Source organism: Pseudomonas kielensis (assembly GCF_030505375.1).
In the GTDB taxonomy this organism is placed as follows: Bacteria; Pseudomonadota; Gammaproteobacteria; order Pseudomonadales; family Pseudomonadaceae; genus Aquipseudomonas; species Aquipseudomonas kielensis.
The window spans coordinates 1,883,365-1,900,702 of record NZ_CP130043.1; the positions used below are offsets into that span (position 1 = coordinate 1,883,365).

The following is a 17,338-nucleotide window of genomic DNA, read 5'->3' on the forward strand; positions in this document are numbered from 1 at the left end:
TTATTACGGGTTGATACGCGCTGTGACCGCTGGCTGAAATGGCTGCTTTTGCGCTCTTTTTTCATCCCTAAACAAAAGGGCCCGCCCACACAAAAGCGTGGCGGGCCCTTTTTATTGTTTTGAGTCGTGGCTACGTGCCACAGGCGTTGGCGCGAATCCTAGCCGCGCATGTAACAGTGTGTCAATTTCGTGAATCGTCTGTAATAAGACGAAAATTGTCTAAAAAATCAGTTGCCAAGCGCACTCGCAGGCCCTCCGACGAACGGCCGAGCCCACTCGATCAATGACTACAGCCGTCCAGCCCGCAAGCCGGACCCGCTGCCGCACGATCACCTTCAGGCTGTTTCAGCGACTGGCCCAGCCATTGGGCAAAGGCTTCGGGTTGGCCCAGCCAAGGGCCGATATCGATCAGGGAAAACTGGCCATCGTGCTCCAGCACCAGCGTCGGAAACCCCTGCCCGCCGACCTCTGCCAACAGCGACCGGCTGTGCTTGAAGTGGACCTGCAACTCGTTGGCCACCACCTGCTTGAACTCGGCGTCAAAGGCCTCGGCGTCCAGGCCAATAGCGGCGGCCAGTTCCCGCAGCACCGCCGCGTCGGCAATGCGCCGGCCGTGCACATAGTGCGCGCTCTGCAGGCACCCGAGCAGTTCCAGGCCCCGACCACCCAGATTCTGCGCCGCCAGCACCGCCGCGGTCGGTGGCGCAGAATCGAAAACTGCCGAGTGATCGCGCAGCAGCCCATCGAAATACGCCTGGCCAAACGGCTGCCCGCTGTACTCGGCAATTCGCCGGTCGTGGGGCATCACGTAGTCGCGCAGTTGCGCACTCACCGGCTGCCGGTTGGCGCCGGTCATCATGCCGCCGCCGTGCAGCAACACCGGCAAAACCGCCTGAGCGGCCTGCACCAGGGGTTTGGCGCCATAGCACCAGCCACACAAGGGATCGTAAATGTAGTGAAGGGTCGGGCCAGACATGCAGGGCTCCAGCAAAGGCTCAGAATGGGAGGGCAGCAGGCTATGCCTGTCGCACACCTGGAAAAACCTCACCCCCCGATTTGGTGTGTTGCGCAGAGCGGTCGAATCCCTAAGAAATAATTAGAAACAATCAATCCATGTAGCGCTTCAGGAATAATTAACGGAAGTAAATAGCAAGCATTACCATTCGCACCCTCGAATGACCCACCCCTTCGGATGCGTTTCAAATGCCTGCCCCCTTTCGTCTTACGTCCGTCACCCTGGGCCTGTGCGCCTCGTTGACCGGCGGTTTTACCTGCGCTGCCACCACTGAATTGCCCGCCACCTCGATCAGCGCCGAAGTGGGCGAAGTCGACGATCCACGGGTCAAGGAAGTCAGCACCGCGACCCGCACCGCCACCCCGGTGCGCTACGTCCCGCAGGCCATCGACTCGATCAAGACCGCCAACCTCTCCGACTACGGCACCAACGACCTGGGCACGGCCCTGGGCGGCATCCCCAACGTCAGCAGCGGCGCCGACACGCGCTTCGACAGCTTGCGCATCCGCGGCTTCGACGCCAGCAACGACTTCTACCTCGACGGCATCCGCGACGACAGCCAGTACGTGCGCGACCTGCACAACATCGAGCGCATCGAAGTGCTCAAAGGCCCGGCCGCGGTGCTGTACGGCCGTGGCAGCCAAGGCGGGATCGTCAATCGGGTCAGCAAGTTGCCAGAGTTCGGCCGCCGCTCGACCATCGAAGCCCAGGGCGGCAGCGAGGACATGCGCAGCCTGTATGCCGACCTGAGCACCGACCCGAGCGAAAACCTCAGCCTGCGCCTGAACATGGGCAACCTGGATGAAAACAGCTTTCGCGACGGCGTCAGTGGCAGCCGCCAACTGTTCGCACCGTCGATGAGCTGGCAACTGACACCGGACCTGAACTGGTTGGTGCAATACGAATACAGCCGCTACAACCGCACGCCCGATCGTGGCATCCCGGCCATCAACGGACGGCCCGCCGACGTCGGCCGCGATACCACCTACGGCACCGATAACGACTTCATCGATGACAAGTCGCAGTCCCTGCGCTCGAAACTCAGTTACGAGCTTGCCGACAACTGGCAACTGCGCCACACCCTGGGGGTGTTCAAGCTCAACAGTGATTTCGACAACACCTACGTCACCAATGTGAACACCACGACCAACCAGGTGGTTCGCCAGCATTGGCAGCAGGACCTGACCACCCGCAATGTGTTCAACAACCTGGAACTGGAAGGCGGCTTCAGCACCTTCGGCCTCGAGCATCGCCTGCTCAGCGGGCTGGAGCTGGGCAGCCAGCGCCGGGATCCGAAGCTGTACAACGCGGCCACCACGGCGCCGGGCAACAGCGCCGTGCCGACCCTGGACCTGTATCACCCCGACCGGAACATCGTGCACACCGGGCGCATGCAGGTCTTCAGCGACTCCCACACCGAAGTCGAAAGCCGCGCCATTTACCTGCAGGACCAACTGCGCCTCAACGATCAATGGCAACTGCTGGCCGGCGTGCGGTATGACACCTTCGATGTCGACTCGACCAACCAGCTCAAGAACCTCTCCGAAGACCGCGACAGCCACAGCACCAGCCCACGGCTCGGCGTGGTCTGGACCCCGCTGCAGAACCACTCGTTCTACGCCTCCTGGAGCAAGACCTTCTCGCCCGTCGGCGGCGGCCTGATCGGCATCACCCCGGGCCTGACCACCAACGTCAACGACCTGAGCCCCGAGCTGACCAAGCAAAAGGAAATCGGCGTGAAGAGTGACTGGCTCGATGACCGCCTGAGCACGACCCTGGCGATCTACGAGCTTGAGCTCTACAACCGTCGCACCAGCGACCCCAACGATCCGACCGTGACCCTGCTGACCGGTATGCAACGCTCGCGCGGCATCGAACTGACCGGCGCCGGGAAAATCACCGGCAACTGGTATCTGCGAGGGGGCATGGGCTTTCAGGACGCCACCGTCGAGAAAGACAACAACGGCTTGGAAGGCAAGCGCATCAGCAACGTCGCCAAGCGCAACGGCAGCCTGTTCATCACCTGGAAACCGGAGATGGGCTGGTACGCCGAGACTGGCCTGACCCTGGTGGGCGATCGTTACGCCGACAACCTCAACACCACGGTCCTGCCCGGTTACGGCCGCTGGGACGCCCTGGCCGGTTTCCGCCAGAAAGACTGGGACCTGCGCGCGGCGCTGAACAACATCAGCGACAAGACTTACTACGAGTCGTCGACCAGCGCCTACCAGATCCTGCCAGGGGCACCCCGCAGCCTGGTCGTCACCGGGACCTACAGTTTCTAAAGGGCAAAAAAAAGCGCTGCCATCCCGGCAGCGCTTTACCAATCCCTTGTTGTCTATCCTTGCATCACATCCCACAGCGCTTCGAGTTCCGCCTCGCTGAACAAACCAGCGGGGTATCGCTCGATCATCATCCTGCGCGGGTCAGGGTCTCTGACCTGTCGCGTTCCATTAGACTTCAACCATTGCGCCAGCACCTGCAGCGACTCGCCATTCAGTGCCAAGGGATGCGCTGGCTGCTCGCTGACCCTGTTCATTGCAGCGCTCTCTCCCGGTTCTTGAGCGGCCAACTTATCCAAGGTTTATGACAGAACAACGCCGTTCTACATTCCCGAGAATTACTCACGGGCATATACAAGAGCTATGCCAAGGCGACTGGCAGCCCGACGTGCGGCAATAAAAAGCCCGCAGGCCTTCCGGGCTGCGGGCTTGCTGGGCATGACTCGATGTCGTGGGCTAAAAAACCCGGTCATCGCTCGCCACAGGCTGTTACATCTTCACTCAACCTTTGTGCGGTGCAGGCTGCTGTTGGGTCAGGCAATGAATGTTGCCGCCACCCAGTAACAGTTCACGCCCCGGCACCATCACCACTTCATGCTGCGGGAACAGGTTCTGCAGGATTTCCTTGGCCGGGCCATCCAGCGGATCGTCGAAGCTCGGGGCAATGATGCCGCCGTTGACGATCAGGAAGTTCACGTAGGAACCGGCCAGGCGCACCGTAGGATTACGCTCCTGGGTGCCGTCTACCGGATCAACCCCGGCACACTCTTCCTCCGTGGCATACAGCGGCCCCGGAATCGGCATCTTGTGTACGACAAACGGGCGACCCTTGGCGTCGGTGCTGTTTTCCAGGACCTTCATGGCCGCCTGGCAACGTGGGTAGTTCGGGTCCTGCGGGTCGTCGGTCCAGGCCAGCAGCACTTCACCGGGACGCACGTAACAGCAGAAGTTATCCACATGGCCGTCGGTTTCGTCGTTGTACAGACCGTCCGGCAGCCAGATGATCTTATCCACAGCCAGTTGCGCGCTGAGCACCGCTTCAATTTCGCTGCGGCTCAGGTGCGCGTTGCGATTGCGGTTGAGCAGGCATTCTTCGGTGGTGATCAGCGTGCCTTCGCCGTCGACGTGGATCGAACCGCCTTCGAGCACGAAGCCCTCGGTGCGGTAACGCGGACTGCGCTCGATCTCGAGGATCTTGCCGGCAACTTGTGCGTCACGGTTCCACGGCGAGTACAGGCCGCCGTCGAAACCGCCCCAGGCATTGAAGTCCCAGTGCACGCCGCGCACTTCACCGCTGTTGTTGATGACGAACGTCGGGCCGGTGTCCCGCACCCAGGCGTCATCGCTGGACATCTCGACCAGGCGAATATTCGGTACGTCGAGGCGGGCCCGGGCGTTTTCGTATTGGCCGGCGGACACGGCAACGGTCACCGGTTCGAAGCGGGCAATCGCCTTGGCCACCGCCACGTGGGCCGCTTGAGCGGGCTTGCCGCCCAGGCGCCAGTTGTCCGGGCGCTCGGGCCAGACCATCCAGGCCTGGGTCTGGGGGGCCCATTCAGCCGGCATGTAGAAGCCGTCGGCGCGGGGGGTGCTGTGCAAAGTGGTCATAACAATCAGGACTCCAGGGAACCGTCTAGGGTTTTCAGCGGGCCATACAGGTTCGGACGCCGATCACGGAACGAACCCCAGGCGCTGCGGATGTGCTCCAGCTCATCCAGATCAAAACTGTGCACCAGTATGCCTTCTTCGGTCTGGTTGAGCTCCTCGACCTTCTCGCCGAACTGGTTGGCGATGAACGAAGAACCGTAGAAGGTGATGTCGTAGCCGTCCTGCTCTTCGTTGCCGATGCGGTTGCTGGCGATCAACGGCATCAGGTTGGCGCCGGCATGACCCTGCTGCACGCGCTGCCAGTGGTCGCGCGAGGAGATGCTCTTGTCGTGCGGTTCGCTGCCGATGGCCGTCGGGTAGAACAGGATCTCGGCGCCGAGCAGCGCCATGCTGCGGGCGCACTCCGGGAACCACTGGTCCCAGCAGATGCCCACGCCGATTTTCGCGTAGCGGGTGTTCCACACCTTGAAGCCGGTGTCGCCCGGGTTGAAGTAATACTTTTCGTGGTAGCCCGGACCATCGGGGATGTGGCTCTTGCGATAAATCCCCAGGTTGCTGCCATCGGCATCGATGATCGCGATGCTGTTGAAGCGCGCCCGGCCCGCCAGCTCGTAGAAGCTGATCGGCAGGACCACCTGCAACTCCCTGGCGACTTTCTGGAAGTGCTTGATGGCCACGTTGTCTTCAACGCGGCTCGCCAGTTGCAGGTAGTCCGGGTTCGGCTTCTGGCAGAAGTACGGGGCTTCGAACAGCTCCTGGATCAGAATGATCTGCGCGCCCTTGCCCGCGGCCTCACGGACCAGCTTCTCGGCGGTCTCAATGTTGGCTTCAAGGTCCCAGGAACAGGCCATCTGGGTAGCGGCGACAGTAACGATACGACTCATGAATCATCTCCCGGGCGGGTGCAGGGGGCCGAGCGTGGCATCGACCGATGACAGAAAGAGGTTCGGCCGGGCGCAGAAATCCACAGCGCGGCGTCAGGCGACTTTATAACCGATAAAAATCGGCTTTTAAAGGGCCTGATATGCGCATTTGTATTTTTCTAGCTGTTAATGCCGATAATAATCGATATTTATGGAGGGTTTACTGGCCCTATCGCGGGCAAGCCCGCCCCCACGGAGCTCACAGATTTTGCAGACACCCATCAAACCTGTGGGAGCTGGCCTGCCAGCGATGGCGGCCGAACGGCCACCCTCGCCAGCGCGGGCTTACAACCCTTCGTCCAGCACCTTCGCCAGCATGTCGACAAAAAAGTCGACACTCTGGCGCGACGTCACCATCGGCGGCTTGATCTTGAGGACGTTGAGGTAGTCTCCGGTCGGTTGCATGAAGATCCCCAGTTCCCGCAGACGGTCGCACAGCCGGGCGGTTTCTTCGGTGGCCGGCTCCAGCGTCTCGCGGTTGCGGACCAGTTCGACCCCCAGGTAAAAACCGGAGCCGTGCACCGCACCGACCAACGGATGATGCTCGATCAAGGCTTCCAGGCGTTCCTTGAAATGACCGCCAACGACCTGGGCGTTTTCCCACAGCTTTTCTTCTTGCATCACATCCAGCACCGCCATGCCGATGCGGCAACTCACCGGACTGCCACCGGCCGAAGAGAAGAAATACCCTTCAGCTTCCAGCGCTTCGGCAATTTCCCGCCGGGTAATCACCGCCCCCAACGGCTGGCCATTGCCCATGCCCTTGGCCATGGTGATGATGTCCGGGACCACACCCTGCTCCTCGAAGCCCCAGAAAAACTTGCCCATGCGCCCATAACCCACCTGCACCTCATCGGCGATGCACACCCCGCCCCGGGCGCGGACCAGCCCATAGACCTGCTGCAGATACCCCGCTGGCAACGAGATGCCACCGGCATTGCCATACACCGGCTCGCAGATAAAGCCCGCCAACGGGCGCTTCTGCTCGTCCAGCCGAGCCAGGTGGTGCTCGACGCTGCGCACGTAATCCGGCGCACTGTCGGGCCCACGGAACTCACCCCGGTAGGTGTTGGGTGCGGTAACCGGGTGCACCCAGTCCGGGCGGCTGCTGAGTGCTTTGGGGTTGTCGGCGATCGAGGTCGACACCGCGTCCGCCCCCACCGTCCAGCCGTGATACGCCTCCAACACACTGAGCATGTCGCGCGCGCCGCTGTAGGCCCACGCCAGGCGGATCGCCAGATCGTTGGCCTCGCTGCCGCTGTTGACCAGGAACACCCGGTCCATCGAGTCCGGCGCCAGCGCCAGCAAGCGCTCGGAGAACTCGGCGATGGCCGCATAGTGAAAGCGTGAGTTGGTGTTGAGCAGCGACCACTGCCGACTGGCCTCGGCAGCCATGCGCGGGTGACCGTGGCCGAGCACCGCGACGTTGTTGAGCATGTCCAGGTAGGAGCGGCCCTGCATGTCGATCAGGTGGTTGCGCCAGCCCCGCTCGATGCGTGGCGGATCGACGTAATAGTGCTTTTGCGAACGGGCGAAGCTGGCATCCCGGCGGGCCAGCAACGTGCGTGGATCGAGCTCGGCCTCAGCATCGCAGGCCAACCCCAGCAACGCCGCCGGCGACGGGCACAACGCCTGCCAGGCCGGGGCCCGGGACGGCGTGCAGAACAGCGGCGGATCGAGTTCGGCGCCACGACACAATTGCACCCGCAATGCGCCGCTGGCCTCCCCCAGCACCTGGCCCTTGATCACTGCGGCACCGCTGTGCAGCAACGGGCTGACGCCCCACAGGCGCACGCTCAACTGGGCACTGTCGAGTTGCAGGCGGCCATCGGTGCTCAGGTGGACGACACCGGCAAACGGCGCCTCGACCGCAGTGCCCGCCGGCACCTGCAAGTCAACGTGCAGCGGGTAAGTGTCCGGTTCCTGCGCACTGTCCGGGCGGGTCCGGGACAAGCGGTACTGCCCGTAGCGACTGGCCGCCAGGCCGTGGGCTGACGCCGCTTCGAGCAGCAGACGCTGATCGATCCCCTCCTGCTCCCAGTTGCCGGCTTCGAAATGGGCACTCAGCACGCCCAGGTCGATCAGGGCGAACTCGCGTCCCACCAGGCTCGGCAGCAAGGGGGCAAATCCCTGGCTGGCGATCACTGGCAGCGACTCGCCGGCCGTCACCAGGATCGCCGCCTCCATCAGCTCGAACGGCACCGAGGTGGCAACACGGAAGATCTCCCACTCGTGGCTCAGGTTGTCGCGGCTGTACTGGTTCTGCGGATCGATGCTCACCTGCTGCTCACCGCTGAGCACCAGCACCGCCGCCCGCGCCACAATCAGCGGCCACAGTGCCTGCAACTCTTCACGCTGCAGCGGATTGACCGCGTGGTAGGCGTGCACCGCCGGCAGGATCACCATCGGGTCGCCATCGGCATGGTGCAGCAGCGCCGCGCAGGTCACCGACAGATCGGTGATGCGCCAGGTGCGGATCAGGTCGCCGAAGTCGATGACCCCCTGCATCTGCCAATGGCGTTGCGCGTCCCGCGTCCAGACCACGTTGTCGTCGGTGATGTCCATGTGGATCGCCTGCACCGGCAGCTTCGCTTGCAGGGGCAACAAGCGCCGCTCGGCGTGCAAGGCGGCGGTGCTGATCATCTCGCGCTGTTGCGGGTCGCCGATCACCGGCAGCAGGTGTTCGATCAATGCACTGGCATGCCGGGCATCCCACTGCAACGTGCGCTCCAGCCCCGGGTGGGTGAAGCCGGCGAGGGCCAGGTCCATTTCGCCGCAGAGCCGACCGAAACCGGCCACCACTTCATGGCCCAGGTGATCGAGGTGGGTCAGGGATTGTCCGTCGATGTAGTCGAGCACGCGCACGTGCAGGGACTGGCCGGCCAGCTCCAGGGTCAGCAGGTCGGCACCGTTCTTCGCCGCGATGACCCGCGGGACATGCAACCCGGGACGTGCCGCCAGGTGTTTGAGCGCGGCGTGCTGGGCCTCAAGCTCCAACGCGGCGTAGTCGCCCCGGCAGATTTTCAGGACGAAGCGCCCCTGATCACTGTCGAGCCGATAGTTGAGATCCTGCTGGCTGCCCAGTGACTGCAGCGTCCCGCTCAGCCCGTAGTGTTCACGCAGCAGCTCCAGTGCTTGCTCTGCGGTGACTTGCGGACTGGCCAGACTGGCGCGGTGAATCAACGTGGCGAGCAACATACAACAACCCCTGGCATTTTTATAAGACGTCTATATCGCCACTGCGCAGGGCGATACGCAACCCCCGGCAGCGGTCAGTGATCGGCCAGCGTGGCGTAACGCGTTGCGCGAGTGTCTCGCCGCGCAAGCCTAGGCATAATGCAGCGGTACCCCCAGGCGATCCCCGATGCCCATGACTCCAGCCCTCCCCCGCAGACCCCGTTGGCGCAGCCTGGCCCTGCTTGCCCTGTGCCTGGCACCCTTGTTGTGGCCGCTGGAGCACCTGGCCGAACGTTATTACCGCAGCGAACTGGCCGGCCAGAACCGCCAGACCCTGGACCTGTACGTCGCCAACCTGCTGGGTACCCTGCACCGCTACGAGGTGTTGCCGCAGATCCTCGGCGACCTGCCCGCCTTGCGCGCCGTCCTCGGGGCGCCGGACGATGGCGTGACCCAGGGCAACGCCAACCGCTTCCTGAAAAACATCAGCGCCCAGACCGGGGCCGAGGTCATGTACCTGATGGACGTGCGCGGCAACACCCTGGCCACGTCGAACTGGGACAAGCAGGACAGCTTCATCGGCCGCAACTTCGCCTTCCGCCCCTACTTCAGCGAAGCGATGCAGGGTCGCCTCGGGCGCTTTTTCGGCCTGGGCACCACCTCCACCAAACGTGGCTATTACTTCGCTGCCGCCGTGCGCGAAGGCGAACAGATACTCGGTGTACTGGTGATCAAGGTCGACCTGGACCACACCGAAAGCCTGTGGGGCAAAACCCCGGAACAACTGCTGGTGACCGATCACAACGGCGTGGTCATCCTCACCTCGCGGGCGGACTGGCGCTTCCGTGCAAGCCGGCCACTGACGGAGGATGAGCGCACCGCCATCGCCGCCGTGCAGCCCTACCCAACCCTCGATCCACGGCCCTTGCAGATCGACCAGAACGCCTGGTTGACCCAGACCCAGCAGATCGACGAGACCGGCTGGCGCGTCAGCATCCTTGCGCCCAGGACCCTGATCGACCGCCCCGTGCGCACCGTGGTGGCCACCGGCGGTGCGACGCTGCTGGTGCTGATGTTGCTGCTGGGGCTGATGATGCAGCGCCGCCGCCACTACCTGCAGCGCATCGACTTCGAAGCCAGGACCCGGCGTGAACTGGAAGTCCGGGTGGCCGAGCGGACCAGTGACCTGGAAGGCCTCAACCGCCGGCTCCGGGAGGAAGTGCTGGAGCGTGAGCAGGCGCAACAGGAGCTGGTACGTGCCCAGGACGACCTGGTGCAGGCCGGTAAACTCTCGGCGCTGGGCACTATGTCGGCGAGCATCAGCCACGAACTCAATCAACCGCTGGCGGCCATCCGCAGCTACGCCGAGAACGCCGAGGTGCTGCTCGATCATCAACGCACCGACGATGCCCGTGGCAACCTCAAGCTGATCAGCGAACTGACCGGGCGCATGGCCTCGATCATCGCCCATCTGCGCGCCTTTGCCCGGCGCGACCGCCACGCCCCGGAAAGCGTCGCCCTGCAACCGGCGCTGGACGACGCCCTGGCGTTGCTGGCCAAGCGTCGCCGCAGCATGGAAGTGGAACTGATCCGCGACCTGCCAGCCGCCGCGCTGTGGGTCGAGGCCGGCGAAACCCGGCTGCGCCAGGTGCTGGGCAACCTGCTGGCCAACGCCCTCGATGCCCTCACTGAAAAAGGTCCGCCGCGCAAACTCTGGTTGAGTGCCGAAACCACCGCCGAGGGCGTCAATCTGTACATTCGCGATAACGGCCCGGGGTTCTGCATGGAAGCCCTGAGCCGCGCCAGCGAGCCGTTCTACACCACCAAGACCCGCACCCAGGGCCTTGGCCTGGGGCTGGCCATCTGCGAAACCCTGATGCGCGCCTTCGGCGGTGAACTGTCGTTCGCCAACCACAAGGAAGGCGGCGCCCTGATCACCCTGCGGCTGCGCGCTGGCGCACCCGGTGTAAGCCTGCAACCGTCCGAGGACCGCAGTGAATGAGCAACCTGATCGACAATCGGATTGAAGTGGTACTGATCGACGACGATCCGCACCTGCGCCAGGCCCTGAGCCAGACGCTGGACCTGGCCGGACTGAAGATCCTGCCGCTGGCGCAAGCCCAGGGCCTGGCCGCGCGGCTGGAGCGCGACTGGCCCGGCGTGGTGGTCAGCGACATTCGCATGCCCGGCATGGACGGTCTGGAGTTGCTGGCCGAACTGCACGGCCAGGACCCGGAGCTGCCGGTCTTGCTGATTACCGGTCACGGTGACGTTCCGTTGGCGGTGCAGGCGATGCGCGCCGGGGCCTATGACTTCCTCGAAAAACCCTTCGCCAGCGATGCCCTGCTCGACAGCGTGCGCCGGGCCCTGGCCCTGCGCCGCCTGGTCCTGGAAAACCGCAGCCTGCGCCTGGCCCTGAGCGATCGCAATGAACTGAGTACGCGGCTGATCGGCCAGTCGCCGTCGATGCTGCGCCTGCGCGAGCAGATCGGCGCGCTGGCCCCGACCAAGGCCGACGTGCTGATCCTCGGTGAGACCGGCGCCGGCAAGGAAGTGGTGGCCCGCGCCCTGCACGACTTGTCGAACCGCCGCAACGGCCCCTTCGTCGCGATCAACGCCGGGGCGTTGGCCGAGTCGGTGGTCGAGAGCGAGCTGTTTGGTCACGAACCGGGGGCGTTCACCGGGGCGCAGAAGCGGCGCATCGGCAAGTTCGAATTTGCCAATGGCGGCACGCTGTTCCTCGATGAAATCGAAAGCATGAGCCTGGACGTGCAGGTCAAGCTCCTGCGTCTGCTGCAAGAGCGGGTGGTGGAACGGCTGGGGGGCAATCAGTTGATCCCGCTGGACATCCGCATCATTGCCGCCACCAAGGAAGACTTGCGCCAGTCCGCCGACCAGGGGCGTTTTCGCGCCGACCTCTACTACCGCCTGAACGTCGCGCCGCTGCGCATTCCGCCACTGCGCGAACGCGGCGAAGATGCCCTGATGATGTTCCAGCACTTTGCCGATGAAGCCAGCGAACGCCATGGCCTGGCGCCCCACGAACTGCTCCCGGGGCAACGGGCGCTGCTGCTGCGCCATCGCTGGCCGGGTAATGTGCGCGAGCTGCAGAATGCCGCCGAGCGTTTTGCCCTCGGCCTGGAACTGGCGCTCGACCCAACGGCCGCCGATGGCAGTCCCGCGCCGCTGAGTGCCGAACCCAGCGGTAACCTCAGCGAGCAAGTGGAGAACTTCGAGAAGAACCTGATCGCCGCCGAACTGGCGCGCTCCCACAGCTCCCTGCGCAGCGTCGCCGAAGCCCTCGGGGTGCCGCGCAAGACCCTGCATGACAAGCTGCGCAAACACGGCCTGAATTTCGCCGACGCCGCCGGCGCCCACAACAGCGCCGAGGAACTCGATTGAGCCGCATACCGCCATCTGTCATCCCGGCAACCCACCATGAGGTCCGCGCATGAACCACGACAGTCGTTACCTGGAATCAATCCTGCACCACGACATCCCCCTGACGCAGGAGATGGGCCTCAAGGTGCTCGACTGGCAGTCCGGGCAATTACGCCTGCAGCTACCGTTGGCAGCCAACGTCAACCACAAGAGCACCATGTTCGGCGGCAGCCTGTACTGCGCCGCCGTGCTGGCGGGCTGGGGCTGGTTGCACCTGCGCCTGCGTGAAGCCGGCATCGAGGACGGGCACATCGTGATCCAGGAAGGGCACATCAGCTACCCGCTGCCGGTGACCACCGACGGGATTGCCCTCTGTGAAGCTCCGAGTGCGGCGGTGTGGAAAAAATTCCTGACGATGTACGAACGCTACGGCCGGGCACGATTGACGCTGCATGCGCGGATTGTGAATGCCGGGAGTGATGAGGATGCGGTGACGTTTACCGGGCAGTATGTGCTGCATCGCTAGCACTGGCTGGCTATCAAACCTGACGATGACGCGACTGCCCTCGGCGTCATCGTTCCTGCCAACCCCCGCACTGAACGACAGCGACGATCAGTCAGATTTTGGAAGTTTGTCGTACGTCACCACCACATTTGCCGAACCGTCGGCAACGAGTTGCTTGTTCGACTTAAATTCTCCATTGCGACAGGTCACAGACTGATAACCAACCAGTTCAATCGTGACGCTATAACCCTGGGCACTTTCACTCGAACGACAAAGAGTATCGTTGCTGTGCAGTTGAGTGGTGGTGTTGGGGCGATGATCGACTGACGCCATACCTATTATGTGCGGCGTGCCGTCTACCTCGATTTGCGGTGAGATATTGACCTCGACTTGGGTCTGCGAAGTTAACACCAAGTCCTTGTCGCCATGCTTTACAACCCCGCTTGTCGTCAACAACGTCAAGCCCTCTGGCGGGGACTTGATCGTGACAGTCCCGGCGGACGCGCTCCCGAAACAAAGTGAAAGTCCAACCAATAAAAGCACTTTATCGATTTTCATTTGAACCTCAGCCCCATCAGTCACCTACCATCATCAGGTGTGTTGGATGCTAGCACTCAGCCCCCTACTTGAAACCTGTCATATCTGACAGTGATCAAACATACAGTGATCAAACAGGGGATGACTTTACAGGCTGACTGTTCAGTTTGAACTCAAGCTCAATAACTTCTCTCGCCATGACACGCCCGCAGGCAATGCCAAAAAGTAGTTGTTAAGCAGCGACTCCCGCGCAGGATAGCTGAAGCGTTCGCCACTCAACTCCAGCACTTCGCCGCCCGCGCCTTCGAGTACGCCTTGGGCTGCCGCGGTGTCCCACTGGGAGGTCGGCGCCAACCGCGGATAACAATCCGCCGCACCTTCGGCCAACAGGCAGAACTTCAACGAGCTGCCGATGTTCGCCAGCTGCAACTCGCCCAGGCTGGCACTCAAGCCCGCCAGCAAGCGCTCTTGTTCCGGGCTGGAATGGCGGCGGCTGGCAACCACGGTAAAGGCTTGGCCTGCGGCCGGCGCCAGGCGGACCTGGATCGGTTGCGCGGCGCTGTCTTGGTCGGCGCGCCAGGCGCCGAGCCCGTCACCGCCGAAATAGCAGCGACCGTTGGTGGGCATCGACACCACCCCAAACACCACGCGCCCCTGCTCGATCAGCGCGATGTTGACGGTGAATTCTTCACTGCCGGCGATGAACTCCTTGGTGCCATCCAGCGGGTCCACCAGCCACCAGCGCTGCCAGCCGGCGCGCACGGCTTGTGGGATATTGGCGTCTTCTTCCGAGAGCACCGGGATGCTCGGATCAAGCGCCGTCAGGCCCGCGAGAATCACATGGTGTGCAGCCAGGTCGGCGGCGGTGACCGGCGAATCGTCGGTCTTGGTCATCACCTCGGTTGCGGTGCGCCAGAACGGCAGGATCGCCTCGCCAGCCTGCAGCGCCAGCTCGACCACCGGCGCCAGCAACGGGTGTGCCTGGGGAAAATCCTTCATGGCTGGAACGCTCCGCGCTGGGTCAGCAGGTCACGGGCCAGGTACAGCGCCGCCAAGGCACGGCCTTCGGTGAACTGCGGGTTTTGCGCCAGCGCCGACAGTTCGCGCAGATTGACCCGATCAACCCGCATCGGCTCCGGCTCGTCCCCTTCCAGGCGCTCTTCGTAAAGCTCGGTGGCCAGCACCACCTGGATTTTCTGGCTCATGTAACCGGGCGACAGCGACAGCTCGGTCAGGTGCTCCAGTTGCCGCGCGCCAAAACCGGCCTCTTCCTTGAGCTCGCGCTCGGCGGCGGCCAGCACATCCTCGCCCGGCTCGATCAGGCCCTTGGGCAATGACATTTCATAGGCGTCGGTGCCACCGCAGTACTCTTCGACCAGCACCGCGTGGTCGGCATCGAGCATCGCCACAATCATCACTGCGCCATACCCGGCGCCCTTGCCGACCAATCGCTCGTAGGTGCGCTCCACGCCATTGGAGAAGCGCAGTTGCACCTCTTCCACGCAAAACAGGCGACTGGTGGCGACGATCTCGCGGGCTAGGACTTCGGGTTTTTGGCGCATAGCGGCTCCTTGGCGTGAACGGGTTACTATACCCGGCCTTTCCTGATTGTTTATGCCGGATATCTGTTTCCCGCTGGAGAAGCCTGCAATGCCCACACTGCCCTGGCGCGACATCGATACCGTTCTGTTGGATATGGACGGCACCCTGCTGGACCTGCACTACGACAACCATTTCTGGATGGAGCACCTGCCCCAGCGCTATGCCGAATTGCACGGCATCAGCCGGGCCATGGCCGAGCTGGAAATGCAGCCGTTGTTCGAGCGCAACGCCGGACAGTTGCAATGGTATTGCCTGGATTTCTGGAGCAGCGAACTGCGTTTACCCGTGCGCGAACTGAAGCTGGAAACCGCCCACCTGATCGCCCTGCGCCCGGATGCCGATACCTTTCTGGCGGCGATCAAACAGGCCGGCAAACGGGTCATCCTGATTACCAACGCGCATCGCGATTCGTTGTCGTTGAAACTGGAAAGGATCGAGCTGGCGCCCTACTTCGAGCGCTTGATCAGCTCCCACGACTATGGCTTTCCCAAGGAGAGCCGACAGTTCTGGGATGCGTTGCAGGCCGACATCGGCTTCGACCCAGGCCGCAGCCTGTTCATCGATGACACCTTGCCGATCCTGCGCAGTGCGCGGGAGTTTGGTGTGGGGCATTTGCTGGCTGTCAGCGTGCCGGATAGCCGCAAGGGGCCTAAGGACACCGCCGAGTTTGCCGCGGTGGGGGACTATCAAGCGCTTATTGCAGGACTGTAGACCTGGTCGCCTGCATCGCGATGCAGGCTCGCTCCCACGGGGTTGATGCGACCCTGGTGGGAGCGAGCCTGAGCGTTACTCAGGAATGCGCAGCGTCTGGCCCGGATAGATTTTGTCCGGGTGCGACAACATTGGCTTGTTGGCCTCGAAGATTTTGTTGTACTGGTTGGCAGAGCCATACACCGCCAGGGAAATCGCGCTGAGGGTGTCGCCTTTCTTCACCACTACAAAACGTGCAGCAGCCACCACTGGCCCGCTCACCGTGATCTGGTCATCGACACTGCCGACGCCGGCAATGTTACCCACCGCCAGAAGGATCTTCTCTTTCTCTTCCTGACTGCTGACTTCACCCGTCACAGTTACCTTGTCGCCCTCCACCGTGGCCTGCACATTCGGGTTGCCCAGGCCGACCTTCGCGATGTGATCCTTCAACTGCTCGCTCGCATTGGCGTTACCCGGTGTCAGCAGATCCAGCAGTTTTTCGCCTGCTTCTTTGACAAAGCTCAAAAGACTCATGGTGCACTCTCCTTGGGTTTAATAGGTCCGGTCGCGAAAGACTAGACCAACTCTGCGCAATGCGGTTCCCAACCGACCAATGACGCAGGTCAACCCAACCGCTAGAATTCGCTCCTCACCGCGCCCAGGAATGAAGATGGACATCAAACAGCTGAAATTCCTCATCGCCCTCGACGAAACCCGCCATTTCGGCCAGGCCGCCGCGCGCTGTCACATCACCCAGCCCACCCTGTCGATGCGCTTGCGCAGCCTGGAAGAAGAACTGGACCTGCCGCTGGTCAATCGCGGCCAGCGCTTTGAAGGGTTTACCGCCCCCGGTGAGCGGGTGCTGGCCTGGGCGCGCACCGTGCTGGCGGCCTATGACGGCCTGTATGCCGAAGCCGCAGCCTGTCGCGGCAACCTGGTCGGCACACTGCGCCTGGGGGTGGTGCCGCTGTCGAGCTTCGATCCGCTGCCTTTGTTGCACCAGTTGCACGGCGAACACCCGAACCTGCGCTTCGAGCTGTCGGCCCTGAGCTCCGAGCAGATCCTCGAACAACTGGCGAACAACCGCCTGGATCTGGGCGTGTCCTACCTCGAGCGCCTGGATGGCGAGCGCTTCGACTCTCTGGCCTTCAGCGAAACCCGCATGGGCCTGCTGTATGACCAGCGTTTCTTCAGTTTCGGCGAGACGCCCTTGAGTTGGGAGGCGCTGATCGAGTTGCCACTGGGCATGCTCACCAGCGGCATGCACTTTCGCCAGTCCATTGACCACAACTTCCACAGCCGGGGCCTCAACCCGCAACCGCTGCTGCAGACGGACGCCGTTCATCAATTGCTGCAGGCGGTCCATGGTGGCCTGTGCTGCGCCATCATGCCCCTGGAAGGTGGCCTGGAAGCCCTGACCGAACACCTGCGCCTGCAGCCGATTGAAAACGCGCAAACCCTCGGCCGCCTGGGGCTGATCATGCGCCGCAGCGCACCGCGCTCGGCATTGGCGGAAGCCTGTTTTGCGATTTATCAGAGATCACAGACCGGCTCTTGATCGACGCCATCTATCGGTAGATCAGTATTAGCGATTAGACGCGACACTTTGCCGCGC

General features: G+C 62.9%; 15 protein-coding genes. 6 read left to right on the forward strand and 9 right to left on the reverse strand.

The features are described from left to right. Positions 1 to 280: 280 nt before the first annotated feature. A complete protein-coding gene (locus Q1W70_RS08835) occupies positions 281 to 976 on the reverse strand; it encodes a DsbA family protein (RefSeq protein WP_302098775.1) in 696 nt (231 codons plus the stop codon). A gap of 227 nt (positions 977 to 1,203) precedes the next feature. Between Q1W70_RS08835 and Q1W70_RS08840 the strand changes: the two genes are divergently transcribed. Beyond that, the gene (locus Q1W70_RS08840) at positions 1,204 to 3,300 is read left to right on the forward strand and encodes a TonB-dependent receptor (protein WP_302098776.1); all 2,097 of its coding nucleotides are present in this window, start codon (positions 1,204 to 1,206) and stop codon (positions 3,298 to 3,300) included. A gap of 53 nt (positions 3,301 to 3,353) precedes the next feature. Here the strand turns inward: Q1W70_RS08840 and Q1W70_RS08845 are convergent, their stop codons facing one another. From Q1W70_RS08845 to Q1W70_RS08860, 4 genes are all read right to left on the reverse strand, one after another. Further along, complete coding sequence (locus tag Q1W70_RS08845; protein ID WP_166590316.1) at positions 3,354 to 3,554, reverse strand: hypothetical protein; 201 nt, start codon at positions 3,552 to 3,554, stop codon at positions 3,354 to 3,356. 244 nt (positions 3,555 to 3,798) lie between these two features. Next, a complete protein-coding gene (gene aguA / locus Q1W70_RS08850) occupies positions 3,799 to 4,905 on the reverse strand; it encodes an agmatine deiminase (RefSeq protein WP_166590315.1) in 1,107 nt (368 codons plus the stop codon). 5 nt (positions 4,906 to 4,910) lie between these two features. Further along, positions 4,911 to 5,789: an N-carbamoylputrescine amidase gene (aguB, locus tag Q1W70_RS08855; RefSeq protein WP_166590314.1), complete on the reverse strand. Its 879-nt coding sequence runs from the start codon at positions 5,787 to 5,789 to the stop codon at positions 4,911 to 4,913. Between the two features lie 324 nt (positions 5,790 to 6,113). Further along, positions 6,114 to 9,026, reverse strand: a complete 2,913-nt coding sequence (locus Q1W70_RS08860; protein ID WP_166590313.1) for an aminotransferase — start codon at positions 9,024 to 9,026, stop codon at positions 6,114 to 6,116. 172 nt (positions 9,027 to 9,198) lie between these two features. Here Q1W70_RS08860 and Q1W70_RS08865 point away from each other — a divergent pair, with 172 nt between their 5' ends. Genes Q1W70_RS08865 through Q1W70_RS08875 form a run of 3 tightly spaced genes read left to right on the forward strand, consistent with a single transcriptional unit; the run spans position 9,199 to position 12,912 of the window. Beyond that, positions 9,199 to 11,007, forward strand: coding sequence for a sensor histidine kinase (locus tag Q1W70_RS08865; protein ID WP_166590327.1), 1,809 nt, complete (start codon positions 9,199 to 9,201; stop codon positions 11,005 to 11,007). Beyond that, positions 11,004 to 12,407, forward strand: a complete 1,404-nt coding sequence (locus Q1W70_RS08870) for a sigma-54-dependent transcriptional regulator (protein WP_166590312.1) — start codon at positions 11,004 to 11,006, stop codon at positions 12,405 to 12,407. The genes Q1W70_RS08865 and Q1W70_RS08870 overlap by 4 nt, the downstream gene beginning before the upstream one ends. A 49-nt stretch (positions 12,408 to 12,456) precedes the next feature. Further along, positions 12,457 to 12,912, forward strand: coding sequence for a YiiD C-terminal domain-containing protein (locus Q1W70_RS08875; RefSeq protein WP_166590311.1), 456 nt, complete (start codon positions 12,457 to 12,459; stop codon positions 12,910 to 12,912). A gap of 87 nt (positions 12,913 to 12,999) precedes the next feature. On the opposite strand, the gene Q1W70_RS08880 is transcribed toward Q1W70_RS08875, so the two are convergent. The 3 genes from Q1W70_RS08880 to nudE all read right to left on the reverse strand — a co-directional run bounded on the left by Q1W70_RS08880 (position 13,000) and on the right by nudE (position 14,990). Continuing rightward, positions 13,000 to 13,449, reverse strand: coding sequence for a hypothetical protein (locus Q1W70_RS08880; RefSeq protein WP_302098777.1), 450 nt, complete (start codon positions 13,447 to 13,449; stop codon positions 13,000 to 13,002). Positions 13,450 to 13,590: 141 nt separating this feature from the next. Beyond that, the gene (gene cysQ, locus Q1W70_RS08885) at positions 13,591 to 14,427 is read right to left on the reverse strand and encodes a 3'(2'),5'-bisphosphate nucleotidase CysQ (protein WP_166590309.1); all 837 of its coding nucleotides are present in this window, start codon (positions 14,425 to 14,427) and stop codon (positions 13,591 to 13,593) included. After that, positions 14,424 to 14,990: an ADP compounds hydrolase NudE gene (nudE, locus tag Q1W70_RS08890; protein WP_166590308.1), complete on the reverse strand. Its 567-nt coding sequence runs from the start codon at positions 14,988 to 14,990 to the stop codon at positions 14,424 to 14,426. Before nudE ends, cysQ begins: the two co-directional genes overlap by 4 nt. A gap of 88 nt (positions 14,991 to 15,078) precedes the next feature. On the opposite strand from nudE, the gene yrfG reads away from it, so the two are divergent. After that, positions 15,079 to 15,741, forward strand: a complete 663-nt coding sequence (gene yrfG, locus Q1W70_RS08895; RefSeq protein ID WP_166590307.1) for a GMP/IMP nucleotidase — start codon at positions 15,079 to 15,081, stop codon at positions 15,739 to 15,741. A gap of 75 nt (positions 15,742 to 15,816) precedes the next feature. Here the strand turns inward: yrfG and lysM are convergent, their stop codons facing one another. Further along, the gene (lysM, locus tag Q1W70_RS08900; protein ID WP_166590306.1) at positions 15,817 to 16,257 is read right to left on the reverse strand and encodes a peptidoglycan-binding protein LysM; all 441 of its coding nucleotides are present in this window, start codon (positions 16,255 to 16,257) and stop codon (positions 15,817 to 15,819) included. Between the two features lie 136 nt (positions 16,258 to 16,393). On the opposite strand from lysM, the gene Q1W70_RS08905 reads away from it, so the two are divergent. Next, a complete protein-coding gene (locus Q1W70_RS08905) occupies positions 16,394 to 17,281 on the forward strand; it encodes a LysR family transcriptional regulator (protein WP_166590305.1) in 888 nt (295 codons plus the stop codon). Positions 17,282 to 17,338 lie beyond the last annotated feature (57 nt).

Bases quoted from the DNA above. Each gene is read 5' to 3' on its own strand.
- Q1W70_RS08835 (WP_302098775.1), bottom strand. From the start codon at position 976: ATGTCTGGCCCGACCCTTCACTACATTTACGATCCCTTGTGTGGCTGG.
- Q1W70_RS08840 (WP_302098776.1), top strand. From the start codon at position 1,204: ATGCCTGCCCCCTTTCGTCTTACGTCCGTCACCCTGGGCCTGTGCGCC.
- Q1W70_RS08845 (WP_166590316.1), bottom strand. From the start codon at position 3,554: ATGAACAGGGTCAGCGAGCAGCCAGCGCATCCCTTGGCACTGAATGGC.
- aguA (WP_166590315.1), bottom strand. From the start codon at position 4,905: ATGACCACTTTGCACAGCACCCCCCGCGCCGACGGCTTCTACATGCCG.
- aguB (WP_166590314.1), bottom strand. From the start codon at position 5,789: ATGAGTCGTATCGTTACTGTCGCCGCTACCCAGATGGCCTGTTCCTGG.
- Q1W70_RS08860 (WP_166590313.1), bottom strand. From the start codon at position 9,026: ATGTTGCTCGCCACGTTGATTCACCGCGCCAGTCTGGCCAGTCCGCAA.
- Q1W70_RS08865 (WP_166590327.1), top strand. From the start codon at position 9,199: ATGACTCCAGCCCTCCCCCGCAGACCCCGTTGGCGCAGCCTGGCCCTG.
- Q1W70_RS08870 (WP_166590312.1), top strand. From the start codon at position 11,004: ATGAGCAACCTGATCGACAATCGGATTGAAGTGGTACTGATCGACGAC.
- Q1W70_RS08875 (WP_166590311.1), top strand. From the start codon at position 12,457: ATGAACCACGACAGTCGTTACCTGGAATCAATCCTGCACCACGACATC.
- Q1W70_RS08880 (WP_302098777.1), bottom strand. From the start codon at position 13,449: ATGAAAATCGATAAAGTGCTTTTATTGGTTGGACTTTCACTTTGTTTC.
- cysQ (WP_166590309.1), bottom strand. From the start codon at position 14,427: ATGAAGGATTTTCCCCAGGCACACCCGTTGCTGGCGCCGGTGGTCGAG.
- nudE (WP_166590308.1), bottom strand. From the start codon at position 14,990: ATGCGCCAAAAACCCGAAGTCCTAGCCCGCGAGATCGTCGCCACCAGT.
- yrfG (WP_166590307.1), top strand. From the start codon at position 15,079: ATGCCCACACTGCCCTGGCGCGACATCGATACCGTTCTGTTGGATATG.
- lysM (WP_166590306.1), bottom strand. From the start codon at position 16,257: ATGAGTCTTTTGAGCTTTGTCAAAGAAGCAGGCGAAAAACTGCTGGAT.
- Q1W70_RS08905 (WP_166590305.1), top strand. From the start codon at position 16,394: ATGGACATCAAACAGCTGAAATTCCTCATCGCCCTCGACGAAACCCGC.